Here is a 16,651-nt window from a genome sequence, read left to right as displayed (position 1 = left end):
CGTTATTAATATTTTGAGATATATGGATATAAAAATGAATTATAAAATCATTTTTAGTGCAGTAGTATTGCTTTTTTTTAAATTGAACTTTGCTCAAACCGTTACAGTTTTAGAGCAAGGTAGTAACGAGCCTATTCCAGGTGTTGCTATTTATAATTTAAAGAAAACCAAGTATGTTGTTTCCGATATTGATGGGCAAGCTCAACTTGATGAGTTCAACCCACGAGAAATCATATATTTTCAAAATATACTCTACCAAAAGAAACAGTTTAGAAAATTCGACCTTTCAGAAGTTAATAACATCATCTACTTAACTCCAAAAGTAGAATTGCTAAACCAAATCGTTATTTCAGCTTCAAAATTCCAACAAAGTAAATGCGATATTCCGCAAACCATTGTTAGTTTCAATGCAGAAGAAATAGCTGCTGCCAATCCGCAAACCAGTGCAGATTTATTAGAAAACACAGGTAATGTCTTTATTCAAAAAAGTCAGTTAGGTGGAGGAAGTCCTATGATAAGAGGGTTTTCAACAAATCGCTTACTTATTTCAGTCGATGGTGTAAGAATGAATAATGCTATTTTTAGAGGTGGAAATCTTCAAAATGTAATTTCTATAGATCCATTTTCGGTAAGTCGTACAGAGGTTACTTTAGGAGCGGGATCAGTGGTTTATGGTAGTGACGCTATAGGTGGAGTAATGAGTTTTTATACCAAAAAGCCACAATTGTCTTACAAGGATGAGTTATATCTTAAAGGCAATGCATTGGTAAGATATGCAACGGCGAATAATGAAAAAACAGGACATTTTGATATTAATTTAGGCTACAGAAAATGGGCATTTCTTACCAGTGTCAGTTTTACGGATTTTGATGATTTAAGAATGGGAAGTCATGGTCCTACAGAATATATAAGACCAGAATATGTCATTAGAGAAAATGGTGAAGATGTTATTGTCGAAAATTCTAATCCTTTAGTACAAAAACCGACCGGATATAATCAAATAAATTTCATGCAGAAGGTGAGATATGAACCTTCTGATAATCTCAATTTTGATTTAGGACTATATTATTCAACCACATCGGATTATTCTAGGTACGATAGATTAATTCGTTATAGAGGTGATAATTTACGTTCGGCAGAATGGAATTACGGCCCACAAGAATGGTTTATGGGTAATATGCAATTAACCAAACTCAGTAGTGGTTCTAATTTATATGACAAATTGCAAACCACTTTGGCATATCAAAACTTTAAAGAGAGTCGAGAGGATAGAGATTTTCAATCTGATATTAGAGCGGTGAGAGCAGAAGCTGTGGATGCAATTTCTTTTAATGTCGATTTAGAAAAAGATTTAAACACCAAAACAAGTCTTTTTTACGGTTTGGAATATTTACACAATACAGTAAGTTCAGAAGGTCATGATGAAAATATTTTAACTAGTGAAAATTCAGCAACCGTAACACGTTATCCTGATGGTGCTACATGGCAATCTATAGCGGCTTATGTTAGTTTAAAACATAAACCTAACTCTAAGTTTGTATTTCAATCGGGTTTACGATACAATCAGGTTATTGCAAGGGCAGATTTTACTGAGAACAACGCTTATCTCAACTTACCTTTTGATGATGCAAAAATCAATACAGGAGCCCTCACAGGTACGGCAGGTATTACATGGTCACCAAGTGATATAATGCAGTGGAAACTCAATGCGTCAACAGCGTTTAGAGCCCCAAATATTGATGATATAGGGAAGGTTTTTGATAGCGAACCTGGCTCTGTAGTAGTTCCAAACAAAGATTTAAAAGCAGAATACGCTTATGGTGGTGAATTAGGCTTGAAGTTGAATTTCGATAAAAAAGTTATTATCGATTTAGCGACCTATTATACATTTTTAGATAATGCGTTAATACGAAGAGATTTTGAACTTAATGGAGAAACTGAAATCATGTATGATGGTGAACTTAGCAATATTCAAGCAATTCAGAATGCCTCAAAAGCATGGATTTATGGTTTTGAAGCAGGATTAGAAGTGAATTTTACAGAACACCTAAAACTTAGGTCACAGTATAATGTCATTGGTGGAACGGAAGATAATAATGGAGTAGAGGAACCTATTAGGCATGTTGCACCAAATTTTGGTCGTACACATTTAAAATGGGAAAAGAATAACTTATTATTCGACGCATTCATTGTATATAATAATGAATTATCATTTTATCAATTGGCACCATCAGAAGCGTCAAAAGATTATATCTATGCTTTAGATAAAAATGGTAATCCTTACAGTCCGTCATGGCATACATTAAATCTAAGAACGCAATATCAATGGAATGATAAAGTAAGTCTAACAGCAAGTTTAGAAAATATAACAGACCAACGTTACAGACAGTATTCATCTGGTATTTCTGCTGCTGGAAGAAATTTAATTGTAGCTTTAAAATATACCTTGTAAAGTAATATTATAAATTAATTGTCATTCTGAATTCGATTCAGACTCTATACAAGTTTAGCATAAAAAAAGCCTTATGTAAATAAGGCTTTTTCAATACTATTATGTAAAAGTAATTAGCGTTGCTTAATCGCTTTTTTACTAATCACTTGGCCGTTAGAAAGGCTTATTTTAGCAATATAAGCAGCGTTACTTAGTTGAGATAAGTTATAAGTTTCAGTTGAACTATTACCTTTAAGATTATAGATCTGTCTTCCCAAAACATCTAGAATTTCAACATTAGTAATGGTAACTTTTTTGCTTGTTGAAAACCTTACTTCGTCATTTTGTAATTCAGAAATAGTTATATCATTAGCTGAAATAACATTGTCATTTATCGAAAGCGCTTCTATTACAAACACAACCTCAAAACGGTTGTTGAACACGCCTGTTGTTGAAGTAAAGTTGTAATCTGAATTTTTAATATTGTGAGTAATATTCAATAAATTATCCTTCAAATAAATGTCATTATCAGTATAAAATGCTCCTACAAATTGCGCTATAGAAATAGTGTATGTTGTTGGTGATTCTATGGTTGTTTTAAATCCTAAAGTAATAACTTCATCAAGATCTAAACTGCTGTAATTTTTTCCTTGTATTACAAACTCGGTATCTTCTCCAGCAATTGTAGAATAAAGTGCTGCATGTACAGGAGATGACATATTACGTTTTACATCATAAAAAGTACCATCATTAAGATCTGTTGCACCTTCTAAATGAGCTACGGCAAGCTGATTGGCTACACCATTGTCAGAAGTTAAGTTTAGCCAAAGTACTTCTTTGTTTGTTTCATAACTTCTAAAAAACTGGTTATTGTTGCCGGTAACACGCATTGAATTATTAAATACAATAGGACCAGTAGTTTGTGCTTCAATAAAGAATCCTTGTCCAGATGGTACATAATCATTAGGTATTAATGAAGTATCTCCTCCTGCGGTATTGACACCACTAGCTGAAATAACGGCATAATCTGAAGCTGAAAAATTTTGCCCATCACTACCAGATGCAGTAGCATTAGGTGGTGTTGCTTGATTCCAAAGGTAAATAGCATCAGTAACACCAGAATTTACGCTAAAGAATGTTGCTGTACTAATAGCACTTGGATATGGGTTGCCTATAAAATTCCAATCATTGTAGACGCCGCCACTATTGTTTACCAAAGGTTGAGATACAACACCATTATTAAAAGGACCTACAAAAGCAAATTGTTGTGCAACTGGAAATGCAGGACCACCAACACTTGGCATGGCTGCATAGCCAACACCAGCTTGCATCGTTCCAGAAGCAGGTTGCCAATCATTACCATCATCATCTAGATCATCTTGCCCTGAATTAAAAATATTTGTATTATCGATTTCGTCTAACACATCAACAAAATTAGCCGCTTCAAAATAATGTTTACCATAGTTAGGAACCAATCCAAATAGGTTTTCTATAGTTTCACCAACAACAGGTGAACTCCAATAGGTATAATCATATTGCGTATTTAATAGCGTAGTTTCTTTTTGCACAGTCATTGTGCCACTGCCAGTTACTGTAGCTAAATCATCAATTTGAACTACTGAGCCTTGAGGAAAAACAGTTATATTACCATTAGCTGTGATATCGTTAGAAATTTCTATATACCTGCCATTTGTAATATCTAAATCAAAACCATTATTTACAACTAAGCTACAAGCGCTAAAACTTGTTTGTACGCCTCCAGCAGAAGTATCAAAATTACCGTTTATGATAACGTTAGTTGTAATGTTTGGCATGGTATCAGTAGCTGTTCCGTCATTCCAAATCCAATTTGTACCGTCCCAAGTAGCTCCACTTAAAATCACTTTTATAGCGTTTGAAGCGTCATAACAACTAGCGTCATTTTCTCTAACTTGGCAATAGAATTGAAAATCTAAAACACTACCTGTATCAGAAATAATTAAATCAGGTGAAGCTGTACTTGTTGTGTAAATACTACCATTTGATATGGCTTGCCAGCCTAAACCTGCATTTGCTGGATCATAAGCATACCAATAATATGCCAAAGGATTACTACCTGAAAATCCTTCGGAAGCACTTACTGAAATTGTAACTTCATTACATGCTGTTGTAGAACTAGATATGCCTATTACAGTTGGAGGCACACCTGTTGAAAAATCGTAAGTTCCAACATCACTGTAATCTACAGGTGAAAAACTATCCCAATCGTTAGCATCCCAAATCGTGCTTGGTGCCGTAATACCAGAGTTTTTTCTTCTATAAGTGTAATTATTTGAAGAAACTGTAAAAACAGAACCAGAGGTATCTCCCCATAAGTCTACCCAAGTGTTTGTAGGAGCATAATACAAGCGTATATTGTCATCTTCGTTAATGCCGCTTACACCACTAGATTGATCGTAGCCATGAGTTGCATAAGGATTGGTTGCATCTGTACTACCAAAGGCAAGTACAAAGACATCATTATCTACTACAGAACCTGTAAGTGCAATTGTATGTGTAGCTATTGATGCTCCATTATTGTGTAGCCTGATTTCATAATCTGTTAAATCTACTGTAGATCCAGTACCATTGTATATCTCAACATAAGAATGAGAACCAGAACCATGATCTGTAACTTCACTGATAAATAAATCTGTTGGAGCGGTACCAAAACTACCCTCACAGCTAGATATTTGTTCATCGATTACCGTGAATAATTCAGAACTAACACAACCCAAGTTATCTGTAATGTCTAAGCTTCCTGTTTCAGCACCTGTAGGAATAGTCACCTCTAATTCAGTACTTGAAATTATATTCACCGTTGCAGTAATACCATTTACAGTAGCTGTTGTAGAGCCACCAAAATTAGAAGAACTTGTAGTAACGTTGACTATAGTATTTACAGGGCCATTATCTGGAGATAATGTTAATGTACCAGCAGTACATTCACCATTACCTTGTACATTAAAAGTATAAGGGTTTTCATCAGTGTCATTACTTACAATAGTTATTGTAGCTGTACGTAATCCAACTCCTGTAGGTGTAAACGTAATTTCAAAATCAACTTCTGTTCCAGGATTTACAGTGGCAGGACTTGGATTTAGAGATACAGAAAATTCACTAGGGTTTGAAGATGTAATACTAGTTAAATCTATATTTGCTGAACCCTCACTACTTACATGAAATGTTTTAGGTGCAGATGAATTTCCGATAACAGTAGCTGCAAAAACTGTATTATAGCCTGCATTAGCGGCAGCACCGTTAGGAATTGAACCACCTGTGTTTCGTTCTATATCAATTTCAGGTGTTGGTGTAAAGCCTTCACCTGTTAGACTTACGGTACAAGCACTTTCATCTAGATCATTATTATTAATTGTCAAAGTACCTGTTAACGTACCAGTTGTTGTTGGTGTAAAACGAACCGTAACTGTTTGAGAAGCACTAGCGGCAACCACAAAACTAGTAGTAGGAGAAACAATAGAATAATCGCCAGTTATGTTTAAGGAACTCACATTTAAGTCTAGGGATCCAATGTTTGTAATATCAAAAGTTAAATCTGCAGAGCTACCATCATTAGCAATACTTCCAAAATCAATAGTGTATCCACAGTTTTGATTTGTAGTAGTATTGTCTACAAGTTGAATTTCTGGCTCAGGAGTAGATGTGCCACAATAAACTTCAACATCATCAAGATAAAACGAGCCACCAGCTCTATCACTCATATACCATCTCAGATAGTAATTTCCAGTTAGATTTAGGTTAATATTAAACTGCTGATAAGTTGTTGTTATATCACCAGAATTACCTCCATTAGCAAAAAACAGGTTACTATCAAACCAAGTTATTTCATCTATAGAATATTGTATCGTTATAGTATAGTCCGAAGTAGTGCCTGAGGTTCTAGCCCAAAAGCTAATGTCACTAGGATTAGACAATTGATCAGTACTTATCCAATCATTATTACTGTTCATACCTGCCTTTTGTGTGCCAGTATTTGAAGTTCCTCCATTATAATAGGATCCATTATTAGACCATCCAGTTGGTTCCCCACTCTCAAAACCAGTGGAAGCACATGGTCCAGAAATAGTTGTAGCATTATTAGCTAATGGGTTTGTTGTGTAATACAAAGGGCCACCTGAACATCCAGAACCATTCAAAGAAAATATATAAAAGTAATATGGCGTGTTTTGTGTTAACCCTGTTGCAGTAAAAGTTGTTGCACTAGAGCTTTGAACTACTACACCAGAGCCTAAAGAATCACCATTAGTATATGTTGTGGTATCTACAGGGTTTGCTCCAAGAGTTGGTGATGTGCTAGCTACTACTAGATATTCATCGGCAGAAGCAGCTGTAAACGAGCCATCTATTGATGAGCCTGTAATATTGCTTAATGTTAAACCTGTAGGCTGAGTTGTTGGTGAAACACAAGGTGATGAAGATATTCCTGAAATCTGAATATCATCTATATTCCATGTTTCACTTGAATTATTATTATAAATGACAAAGCCAATTAAGAAGTTAGATGCTAAGGATGCATCACTATCTGGAATGTTAATTATAATATTATCAATAGGGTCTGCATTTGTTGAGCTGAAACTATTTGGGTTGTCATCACCGTCGTATGTTATAGTTCTATTAGAACCAGAATTAAAAGCCCATCTTGCATTAGAATTTCCTGTAATTTCCATTTCATAGGACCAAGAGGCTCCGTTGTCTAAACTTATATATACATCTACGTAATCCCCAGCATCGAGACCGTTTCCTGTTGAACCGATTGAGAATCCTGCAAGATTGAACTCTACCTGTACTGACTGGTATGAAGTGATGTCAATTGGTCCAAAATCAGCATCTATAGTAGTATTTCTGACTCGCCAAGAGGTGTTAGAGCTAGAATACATAGGTGAATTTTGTGGACTATCACCAGTACCTGAGTTTCCACTTACTGAATCAAATGAGCCAGTATTAAAAGAATAATTAAGAGTGGGTGTAGCTGGGACTGTTTCAAAATCTTGAATAGCTATGGTTGTTTGCCCAAACCCAAAAGTCAGGCTAAGACATAGGAATATTAGAGTTACGTAGTAATTCTTTTTCATAGGGATAGAAAGGATTAATCAAATACAAAGATACGTTAAAGCAACTGTATCTCAGTGGGTTGAAAGATATGGATTTATTAAGAAATTGTTATGCTTTATTGAGAAAAACCCTACGAAATTCAGATTCCGACGATTAACTACAATTGCTATGAAAATTAGCTGTAATAAGGCTTATGCTAATGCCTTAGCAATTTGTATTTTTGACCTAGTGGAAAACAATAAAACATACACCGTTGATGAGGTTAAAAAAAAGCTAGAAAACTATTGTGCCTACCAAGAACGTTGTCATAAAGAGGTTAGGGATAAGCTAAAAACCATGAAGATGATTCCACAAGCTATTGATGCTATTATGGTGCATCTTATTCAAGAGAATTATCTCAACGAAGAACGCTTTGCTAAAGCTTTTGTTAATGGAAAATTCCGAATAAAAAAATGGGGTAAAAATCGATTAGTACGAGAACTAAAATTTAGGGATATTTCTAAATACAGTATCGATGTGGCACTAAAGGAAATTGACTTGGATGATTATTACAAAACCTTGGACGAATTGATTCAAAAACGCATCGATCAAGTCAAAGAAAAGAATATTTATAAAAAGAAAAAAAAGGTAGCTGATTACCTATTATACAGAGGTTGGGAAAGTCATTTGGTGTACGAAAAGCTTAATGAATATTTATAAAAAAGCCTTTTCCGATATAAGAAAAGGCTTTTTTATTTTGTTACGCTGAATCTTTGATTTCAGCATCTCATTTTGTAGTGTTTCAGATTCTGAAACAACACTTCGACAAGCTCAGTGTGACAGTTCAGAATGACAAATGTTACAAGTTAAAACTCGCACCAATATTAAAAGTGAATTGATTATAAAATAAATCTACATTATCATCATATTTTGCCAGTGGAAATGCTGCTTCAGCATATAATCCAAACCCACTAGAGAAGAAATAACGTGTACCTACATGACCTCCAAAGTTCTTTAAGCTAAGGCTTAAACCAGGATACACATCAAAATTTTCATCAATATTAATTACGTTTCCTAAGTTGGCATTGAAACGTGCTTTAAGATCAAAACGATCTCCAAAATCGGTTAGATCTGCTATTACATCATCAACACCTAAAGCGTAGGAAGAAGATAAACCTACAGAGATATTTTCTCCTAATCCGTAATCGTAAGTAAGGTTAAGACCTGTAGCCTCATCTTGAAAGTTAGCACCAACCTGAAACTTTTGATCTCCTTTTCCATTAAATGCCTGAGCATTTACAAAACCAGCAGCCAATAATGCTACGATAACTATAAGTTTTTTCATGTATTTTTCTTGTTTTTTAACTAGGACAAATATACAAATTTAGGCATAAGGCCTAGTTTTGGTAATGGCTTTTTCGTTTTTCCAGTCAATCCATTTTTGCCCTTTTATACGACGCATAAGGTTGTCGTAATTTCGCATTAAGAAGATGTTATACAAAGCTTTGCCTAAGTTTTTAGGATTACGCGCTATGGCTCTTAAACTCATAGAAAATCCAGGAGTTATATAGCGCATATAATGCCAGTAACCTTCTGGCATGTATAGTACTTCTCCATGGTTAAGATCGCAAACCCAACCTTTGGCGTGCTTTAATGCTGGCCATTTTTCAAAATCAGGATTGGCAAAGTCAATATCTTCTCGTGTTATTAAAGAATGTGGTACTTTGTATAAATATTTGTTCTGCTTTTGATCGAAAAGAATGACTTGCTTCTTGCCTTCAAAATGAAAATGAAAGATGTTAGCCAAATCAATATCATAATGCATAAAAGTGTACGAATCTCTACCACCAAAAAATAGCATTGGTAAACCTTTCATTAGGCGTAATCCGAAATCTGGATAGCTAAAATCTTTTTGAAGTTGAGGGACTTCCTTTAGAATATTCCAAAGAAAAATCCTGAATTTAGTAGGTTCGCGTTTCAGCAAATCTATGTAGTCGCTCATTTTCATTTTGGCATGAGCTTCATTAAACCCTTCTTTGTAATCTACAGGTCTATCATCGTAAAGCGGAACCGTTTTGTCACCAGCGACCTCTTTCATATATTCTAAACTCCATTTAGAATAGGCAGGCCAATCTTCAATAAAACACTCAATAACCACAGGTTTTTGTGGTTTGAAATAATTTTTGATAAAATCTTCTTTCGTGATAGTTTTTACACGAGGTATGTCTTGAAGGTCTAGTTGCAAGGGTTAAAACTTTAAAGTGTCAAAGTTAAGAAAACGTTACCAAACGGAATTTCATTGTATGATAAATTTAACTAATGAAGCTTTTGGTAAAGACTATGATGACTGTACTTTTTTAAAGCCATTCTGATTCTTTTTTTGTAGCATCAAGAATATCAATATCTAAATGTAAAGCAACTTCCTTTGCAATTTTAAAGGCATCGTCGCTTTTTTCACTTTCATAGATTTCTAATTTTCTATTGGTGTTGTAAAATAAATTAACTTTTATGGATGTGTTAGTAACAACAGTACTAGCTGTAGATACCCAAACTCTTGAAGTTTGAGTTGTTTTAAATACAGAAACATATTCAATATCTGGTAAGTCTTCCCATTTTCCGAATTTAAAATTTAGAATCCCATAAATGTTTCTATATTTTTTGGTTTCAAAATCTATCTCAATTCCGTCATATTTAAAAAAGAATAGACTACTGAATATAAATATAATACCTAAAATGTTTCCTGACAGGGCAGAAAGGATACCAAAGAAAAGAAGACCAGCACCATAAAGGCGCTTTAACTTGGGTGCTGGTCTTTTGTAAGTTATTTTGTTCAATTGAAAAATAAATTATTCTTTAGACTTCTCAATTTCAGCATCGTCAGCTTCAATTTCTTTCTTGTCTTTACCTTTGAGGTACTCAGGTAAATCCATACCAGCCATATTAAACATTTCTTGTAATGGTGGCACAGCTTTGTACATTCCAGAAATAAAGTTAGATGTTGAAGACTTACCATCTTTATTTCCACCATTTTCCCAAACAGTTACTTTATCTATTTTTATATTTTTAATGGCTTCTGCTTGTGTTTTTACTAATTCAGGCAATTTATCGGCAATTAATAATAAGACAGCATCTTTAGAATTATTGCCAGCTGCTTTTACGATTTCATCTAAACCAGCTGCTTGTTTGGTCAATACTTCGTAAAGGCCTTTTGCTTCCGCTTGTGCTTTAAATAGAATAGCATCTGCTTCACCTTTTGCACGTCTTCTTATACGCTCAGCTTCTGCTTCGGCATCAATTTCAGCTTTACGTTTAGCAATTTCTGTTGGTACAATAACATCTGCCATTTGGGACGAACGTTCACGTTCAGCTCTAGCATTTTCAGCTTGTTGCTCTGCTGCATAAGACTCTTCTAAGGCTTTTGCTGCTTGTACTTTTTCTGAAGCTATAGCCACACGCTCAGCTTCAGCTTCGCGTTGACGACGTAAGGAGTCAGAATTGGCAACCGATATTTTAGCAGTGTTTTCTCCCTCAACTGCTTTGGCATTAGCCGCAGCTACTTGAGAACGTTCATCTTGTTTTGCATTTGCTTCACCAATAGAACCATCTCTAGTTTTCTCAGCCACCGACTTACGAGCAGCGTTAATAGCATGTGCTGCAGCTTCTTTACCTAAAGCTTCAATATATCCAGATTCATCAACAATATCAGTAATATTTACGTTGATTAATTTAAGACCTACTTTCTTTAATTCGGTCTCAACACTTTGAGAAATATTTGTCAGAAATTTATCTCGGTCGTTATTGATTTCTTCAATATCCATAGAAGCCACAACTAAACGTAACTGACCAAAAATAATTTCTTTAGCTAACTCTTGAATATCTGGTAAACCTAAACCTAATAAACGCTCTGCAGCATTTTGCATTACACCAGGTTCTGTTGAAACACCAATAGTAAAGCGTGATGGAACATTTACACGAATATTTTGTTTAGATAATGCATTAACTAGATTCACCTCAATAGAAATTGGTGTTAAATCCAGATATTCATAGTCTTGAATCACAGGTAAAATAAAGGCAGCACCACCATGGATACATTTGGCAGATTGACCACCACCAACCTTACCATAAACGACTAAAATACGGTCAGAAGGACAGCGTTTATAGCGTTTTATAAGAATAATTAGAGTGAGAACAATAAAGAGTGCGATAAATATAAATAGCATAGGACCACCTATACTTTCCATATTAAAATTTTCTTGAATAGAGAGTAAGTTCATTTAATGTGGTTTTAATGGTTAATAGATTGTTGTGAGTTTTGAAATATAAATTTTATTCATTGTCAATTAAGTAGCCTTTCCCTTCTCCTAATTCTTTTTTAGGAATCACCGTGGCTTCAATAGCCTTTCGAGTTTGGTCTACAATTAGAATACCATTAGAAGTTACGTCAATAACCTTAATAACAGTACCTGATTTTAATTCGGTTAGTGAGTCAGTTAGTGCATCTAGCTCTCGGATAGTTCCCTGAACATTAACGCTCACTTTTCCAATTTTAGAACGATCTGCACCTATAGTTAAGTAAACTTCACCAACAGCATCAATTGCGTTTTTGTAGTTGAGTGTCCCACTATCTGAAAGTTTACTGATAAAATAGAATAGAGATGCCATTACAACCATCATTAGTAGTCCTGAGATTATGGAAATAACTATAGTAACAGGTGTAGACAAGCCAGCGTCTATACAAGCAATACCACTCCACCCAAATATGGTAAAAAAGCCAACTAGATTCTTGAAAGAAATAAATTGAAAGCCAGCGCCAACATCAGAATCGAGATCTGCATCAATATCTCCAATATCATCTGCGTCACCACCTACAAATGCCATAACCATTACGATTGCAAAAATTATAGAGCCTGTAATAGCAACTATCCAATATACTTTTGGTAAAAAATCTAAATTTGAAAACCATTCAGCCATAGGAATGTAAGATTTAAATGAATTAATAAATATAAGAATCATTGTAAGATTATTCTATCTTATTTTTGAAAGTTTTCGATAAAGCTTGGCCATCATAAAAACTTATAAGTCTTGGAAATTTTGAGAACTTTTTTGGATTGTAAATTATCCAATGTTCGGAAATATCAACAACAATTTTAGATGGTTAGTCTTAGCGATTTATACCCCTCTTTTTGAGCTCTAAAAGTTTAAAATAAAATACTACTTTCAATAATATTAGTAGCTTGAGGGCAGATTTTGTTACAATAGAAACAAAAAAATCCTGTCAGTTAGGACAGGATTTATAGTTAGATATGTAGTTTTTCTATTTACTTAAACGTATATCGTAAACCAAACAACACATTACTTGGAGGCATTGGTATAAAACCAGATTCAATATAGTCGGTATTAAAAATATTGTTTGCTGTTACTGTAAATTCAGCTTGTTTAAATCTTACAGCAATTGAAGCATCCCAAACATTATAGGTTTGTCCTGTGGTGCGCTCGGCATATTTGTAAATTATATTCTGACTTACATTTTTAAACAACTGTGTGCTTAAACGTGTAATGTATTGGTGTTTTAATGTGTTTAGTGAATAACGCGATAATGCTTCGTTCTGATCTAAAATATTATCATCTAAATAGGAATACCCAAAAGATACGTTTTGTCTGTAGTTATAGATGTTGAAATTATAGTTAGCATCAAACTCAAAGCCTTTTGTATTAACTTCCGTAATATTAGTTGCTGTAAATGCATCTTCAGAAACATCAGCTCTTATAAAATCAATTAAGTTTTTGGCATCTCTATTAAAAACCGCTACACTTGCCGATAGTCTTGATGAATTATATTTAAGACCAAGCTCTTGAGCAAAAGCTTCTTCTGGTTCTAGATTTTCATTACCGTTGGTAACAGGATCGTTATAAAACAAATCTGTATAAGTAGGTACTCTGTAAGTGTAACCAACATTACCATAAATTTTGAAATTATCCGTTAAATCGTAGCCAATATCTACACCAGGAAAGGCATGAAATTTAAAATCTGAAAAGTAGGTTAAGGCCACACCTGGTGTAATATCTAATTTCTCATTTAGCAAACTGAAACGATGTTCTAAAAAGACGTTGCTCATAAAGCGATTGCGGTTGCCTAAATTATTACTTCGTAAATAAATTTTAGACATGTCGATACCAAAACCAGTAACACCAAATTTTGAAGTATAAGACGTATTGATTTCAGTACCAATCTTATCAGAAATATGAACGTTTCTGTAAAAAGCAGGATCATCCCGTCTTAGCAGAAAGATATCTTGGTTACGTTTCCAATACACACGCGGTTTAATCTTAAAATTATTTTTTCTGAAGGTTGTTGAAAAAGCGATTAAACTGTTCTGCGTTTCTTCGTACTCATGAAAAGTTGGATTATTTGTGTAGAAATTTTCGGCACCAAATTTTCGATCCATAAACGTGGTAATCATTTCTATGGCTTGCGACTTTTTATTGAAAATACTCTTTAAAACATAATTAGAATTTTCATAATCGGTATTGGTTCTATAGCCTTCAGAAGTCATTTTACCCACATGAATAATGTGCGATGAATTTTCTAAATCTACACCAGCTGTAACGTTAGCATTAAGTTGGCCAAAAGAACCCGTTTCGGCATTAACAGAAACGGAATCATCTAACTGCTTTTTAGTTATGATATTTATTGCTCCATTAAAGGCGTTTTGTCCAAACACTCTTGCCGCAGGACCTTTAATGATTTCGATACGTTCGATGACTTCAAGAGGTAAAGCTGCATTTAGAGTATGATGGCCCGTTTGTGCATCATCCATTTTTATACCATCAATAAGTAATAAAGTTTGATCAAAACCACCACCTCTAATATGTAAATCGGCTTGACTTCCACCAGTACCACGACGTCTAATATCTATGCCAGCGACTTGTTGTAATAAATCTGGAAGGTTTATTGCAGCACTGTTTTTAATGTCAGAGCTAGTAATAATAGTGATAGTTCTCGAGTTTTTTTTGAATGGTAAATCAATTCGTGTTGAGGTTAAGGTTACCGAATCGAGCTCTTGTTTTTGAACTTCTTGAGCATTCACACAGAGTATAGTAAAAAAAGTAAATGAGAAAAGCGTGAGTTTATTTATCATTACAGGGTTAATTTTAACACTGCAAAAGTCGTAACTTTCCGGACGATTAAAATAGTCCACTTTTAAAACAATGAATAGTCCGGTTAACAATACTCTAAAGCAACTTGTTTCAATAGATAAAACTATTGTGCAACCTGTATATGTCCAAGTAGCGCAACAATTGGTTAATGGTATTCAGCGTGGCTTTTTAACTAAAGGAAGTAAATTGCCTGGGACACGAACACTGAGTGATTTGCTAGGTGTTCATCGTAATACTGCCGTAGCTATTTATGACGAATTGGCTTCTCAAGGTTGGGTAGAAATTGTGCCTAATAAAGGTACTTTTGTATTAGTGCCAGAACAAGGTACAGCAAAAATTAAGGCAACATCGCAACAGCTAAATCAGGCGTATAACTATCCTAAAACTGCGGGCTTTCCTTTTATAAAATCATTTCATCTTGCTTCAACAGCAGAAGAAACTCAAGCCACATACATCATTAATGATGGTAAACCCGATTTGCGTTTGCATCCGACGCATCAATTTTCAAGATGGTATAGTGCAGCTATGAAGCGTAAACCGCTTATTCAAAAATGGAATAGAACATCTACAGTAACACCTTCTATTTTTAAAACACAACTCTGTAATTACCTAAATGCCACACGCGGATTTCATATCACACCAAACAATCTTATCAGTACACGAAGTACAGAAATGAGTCTTTTTATTGTCTCTCAACTTTTAATTAAACAAGATGATGTAGTGTTGGTAGGTCAGTTAAGTCACTATGCATCCAATACTATTTTTCAGGAAGCTGGTGCCAGAATACGTACTATTCCTGTAGATGAAGATGGATTGGATATTGAGTACATCAAAACACATTTTATAAAAAAAAGCATTCGTTGTGTTTATGTTAGTGCGCATAGACATTACCCAACCACAAAAACGTTGAGTGCTGAAAGACGCCTAAAGCTTTTAGAATTGGCAAAAGACTATGGCTTTGCCATTATTGAAGACGATTATGATTATGATTTTCAGTATGAAGGTTCTGCAATGTTGCCCATGGCAACTGCCGACACCAATGGTATGGTAATTTATTTAGGAAAGATGGGGCAATCGTTATTCCCAAGTTTTCAAACAGGATTTGTTGTAGCGCCTGAAAATTTAATTTCAGAAGCTAATAATTATTTGACATTACTAGATGAACAAGGCGATTTAATACAAGAACAAATGCTTTCTGAGCTTATCCATGAAGGTGAAATTTATAGGTTGCTTAAAAAGAATATTATGACGTATAAAAAGCGTCGGAATACGCTATGTAAATTATTAAAGCAATATTTTAAAGAGGCTATTGAATTTGAAAAGCCATCTGGTGGTTTGGCAATTTGGTTAAATTTTAATAAAACAATTTCATTGGTAAAGTTGGCAGAGCAAGCCGAAAGGCAAGATGTTTTTTTACCAAAAACAATTCTGTATCAAGATAAGAATACCTGTGCCATAAGATTTGGATTTGGACATTTGAATGAAGACGAACTTGAGATTGTTATATCTAAATTGAAGAGCGCTTATGATGACATTATTAATCTTTAACATCAACAACAGTGTTACAATCCTCACATTTATATTCGTAGCGCGCACTAAAGGGTAGTGTGCCAAAAAGAATACCAATGATAAAATGAAAAAAGGACTTAAAGCTATTAATTGTAGAATATAAGCTCACATTGCCGCTGCCACAATTAGAGCAAATAATAGTATTGCCATTGTCATCCAAAGCATAAGACGAAATTGATTTAAGGATGTCTTTTGCCTTAGCCTCATCTTCTGCCAATACGTTCAATTTTATACCACCAATGGCATTACTGACTAAAGGATCGGTATCTATGGTAATGTTATCTTTTAAAAACACTTTAATGCCTTCAGCCTCAAGACGACCTTTTATGATTTCGGCTTCAGAAGAGTAGGTGTAACGTGCTATGGTGGAAAATGTGTTTTGCATAGATCAAATATAGCCAATATTCAACGTAAATAAATTTG

11 protein-coding genes are annotated in these 16,651 nt (G+C 34.4%); 3 read left to right on the top strand and 8 right to left on the bottom strand.

The window, feature by feature from the left end:
- The first annotated feature begins 34 nt into the window (after positions 1-34).
- A complete protein-coding gene (locus QGM60_RS05810; RefSeq protein WP_281139283.1) occupies positions 35-2,452 on the top strand; it encodes a TonB-dependent receptor in 2,418 nt (805 codons plus the stop codon).
- Between the two features lie 113 nt (positions 2,453-2,565).
- On the opposite strand, the gene QGM60_RS05805 is transcribed toward QGM60_RS05810, so the two are convergent.
- Positions 2,566-7,542: a choice-of-anchor D domain-containing protein gene (locus tag QGM60_RS05805; RefSeq protein WP_281139282.1), complete on the bottom strand. Its 4,977-nt coding sequence runs from the start codon at positions 7,540-7,542 to the stop codon at positions 2,566-2,568.
- A 148-nt stretch (positions 7,543-7,690) separates the two neighbouring features.
- Here QGM60_RS05805 and QGM60_RS05800 point away from each other — a divergent pair, with 148 nt between their 5' ends.
- Positions 7,691-8,221 carry a regulatory protein RecX gene (locus tag QGM60_RS05800; protein WP_281139281.1) on the top strand — a complete coding sequence of 177 codons (531 nt, stop codon included), beginning with the start codon at positions 7,691-7,693 and terminating at the stop codon, positions 8,219-8,221.
- A 139-nt stretch (positions 8,222-8,360) separates the two neighbouring features.
- Here QGM60_RS05800 and QGM60_RS05795 read toward each other — a convergent pair whose 3' ends face one another.
- The 6 genes from QGM60_RS05795 to QGM60_RS05770 all read right to left on the bottom strand — a co-directional run bounded on the left by QGM60_RS05795 (position 8,361) and on the right by QGM60_RS05770 (position 14,640).
- Positions 8,361-8,846 carry a DUF6646 family protein gene (locus tag QGM60_RS05795; protein WP_281139280.1) on the bottom strand — a complete coding sequence of 162 codons (486 nt, stop codon included), beginning with the start codon at positions 8,844-8,846 and terminating at the stop codon, positions 8,361-8,363.
- 39 nt (positions 8,847-8,885) lie between these two features.
- Positions 8,886-9,746 carry a cupin-like domain-containing protein gene (locus tag QGM60_RS05790; RefSeq protein ID WP_281139279.1) on the bottom strand — a complete coding sequence of 287 codons (861 nt, stop codon included), beginning with the start codon at positions 9,744-9,746 and terminating at the stop codon, positions 8,886-8,888.
- Positions 9,747-9,858: 112 nt separating this feature from the next.
- Complete coding sequence (locus QGM60_RS05785; RefSeq protein ID WP_281139278.1) at positions 9,859-10,335, bottom strand: hypothetical protein; 477 nt, start codon at positions 10,333-10,335, stop codon at positions 9,859-9,861.
- 12 nt (positions 10,336-10,347) lie between these two features.
- Entirely contained in the window at positions 10,348-11,775 is a 1,428-nt protein-coding gene (locus QGM60_RS05780) for a flotillin family protein (RefSeq protein WP_281139277.1), read from the bottom strand.
- 52 nt (positions 11,776-11,827) lie between these two features.
- Entirely contained in the window at positions 11,828-12,514 is a 687-nt protein-coding gene (locus QGM60_RS05775; protein WP_348634886.1) for a hypothetical protein, read from the bottom strand.
- Between the two features lie 305 nt (positions 12,515-12,819).
- Positions 12,820-14,640, bottom strand: a complete 1,821-nt coding sequence (locus QGM60_RS05770; RefSeq protein WP_281139276.1) for a TonB-dependent receptor — start codon at positions 14,638-14,640, stop codon at positions 12,820-12,822.
- A 70-nt stretch (positions 14,641-14,710) separates the two neighbouring features.
- Between QGM60_RS05770 and QGM60_RS05765 the strand changes: the two genes are divergently transcribed.
- Positions 14,711-16,207: a PLP-dependent aminotransferase family protein gene (locus tag QGM60_RS05765; protein ID WP_281139275.1), complete on the top strand. Its 1,497-nt coding sequence runs from the start codon at positions 14,711-14,713 to the stop codon at positions 16,205-16,207.
- Here QGM60_RS05765 and QGM60_RS05760 read toward each other — a convergent pair.
- A complete protein-coding gene (locus QGM60_RS05760; RefSeq protein ID WP_281139274.1) occupies positions 16,197-16,613 on the bottom strand; it encodes a DUF2007 domain-containing protein in 417 nt (138 codons plus the stop codon). The genes QGM60_RS05765 and QGM60_RS05760 overlap by 11 nt on opposite strands.
- Positions 16,614-16,651: the final 38 nt, after the last annotated feature.

The organism is Winogradskyella sp. SYSU M77433 (assembly GCF_029911945.1).
Lineage (GTDB): Bacteria > Bacteroidota > Bacteroidia > Flavobacteriales > Flavobacteriaceae > Winogradskyella.
Note: the sequence above shows the minus strand (reverse complement) of the source record. Positions and strands in the feature narration are given on the sequence as shown.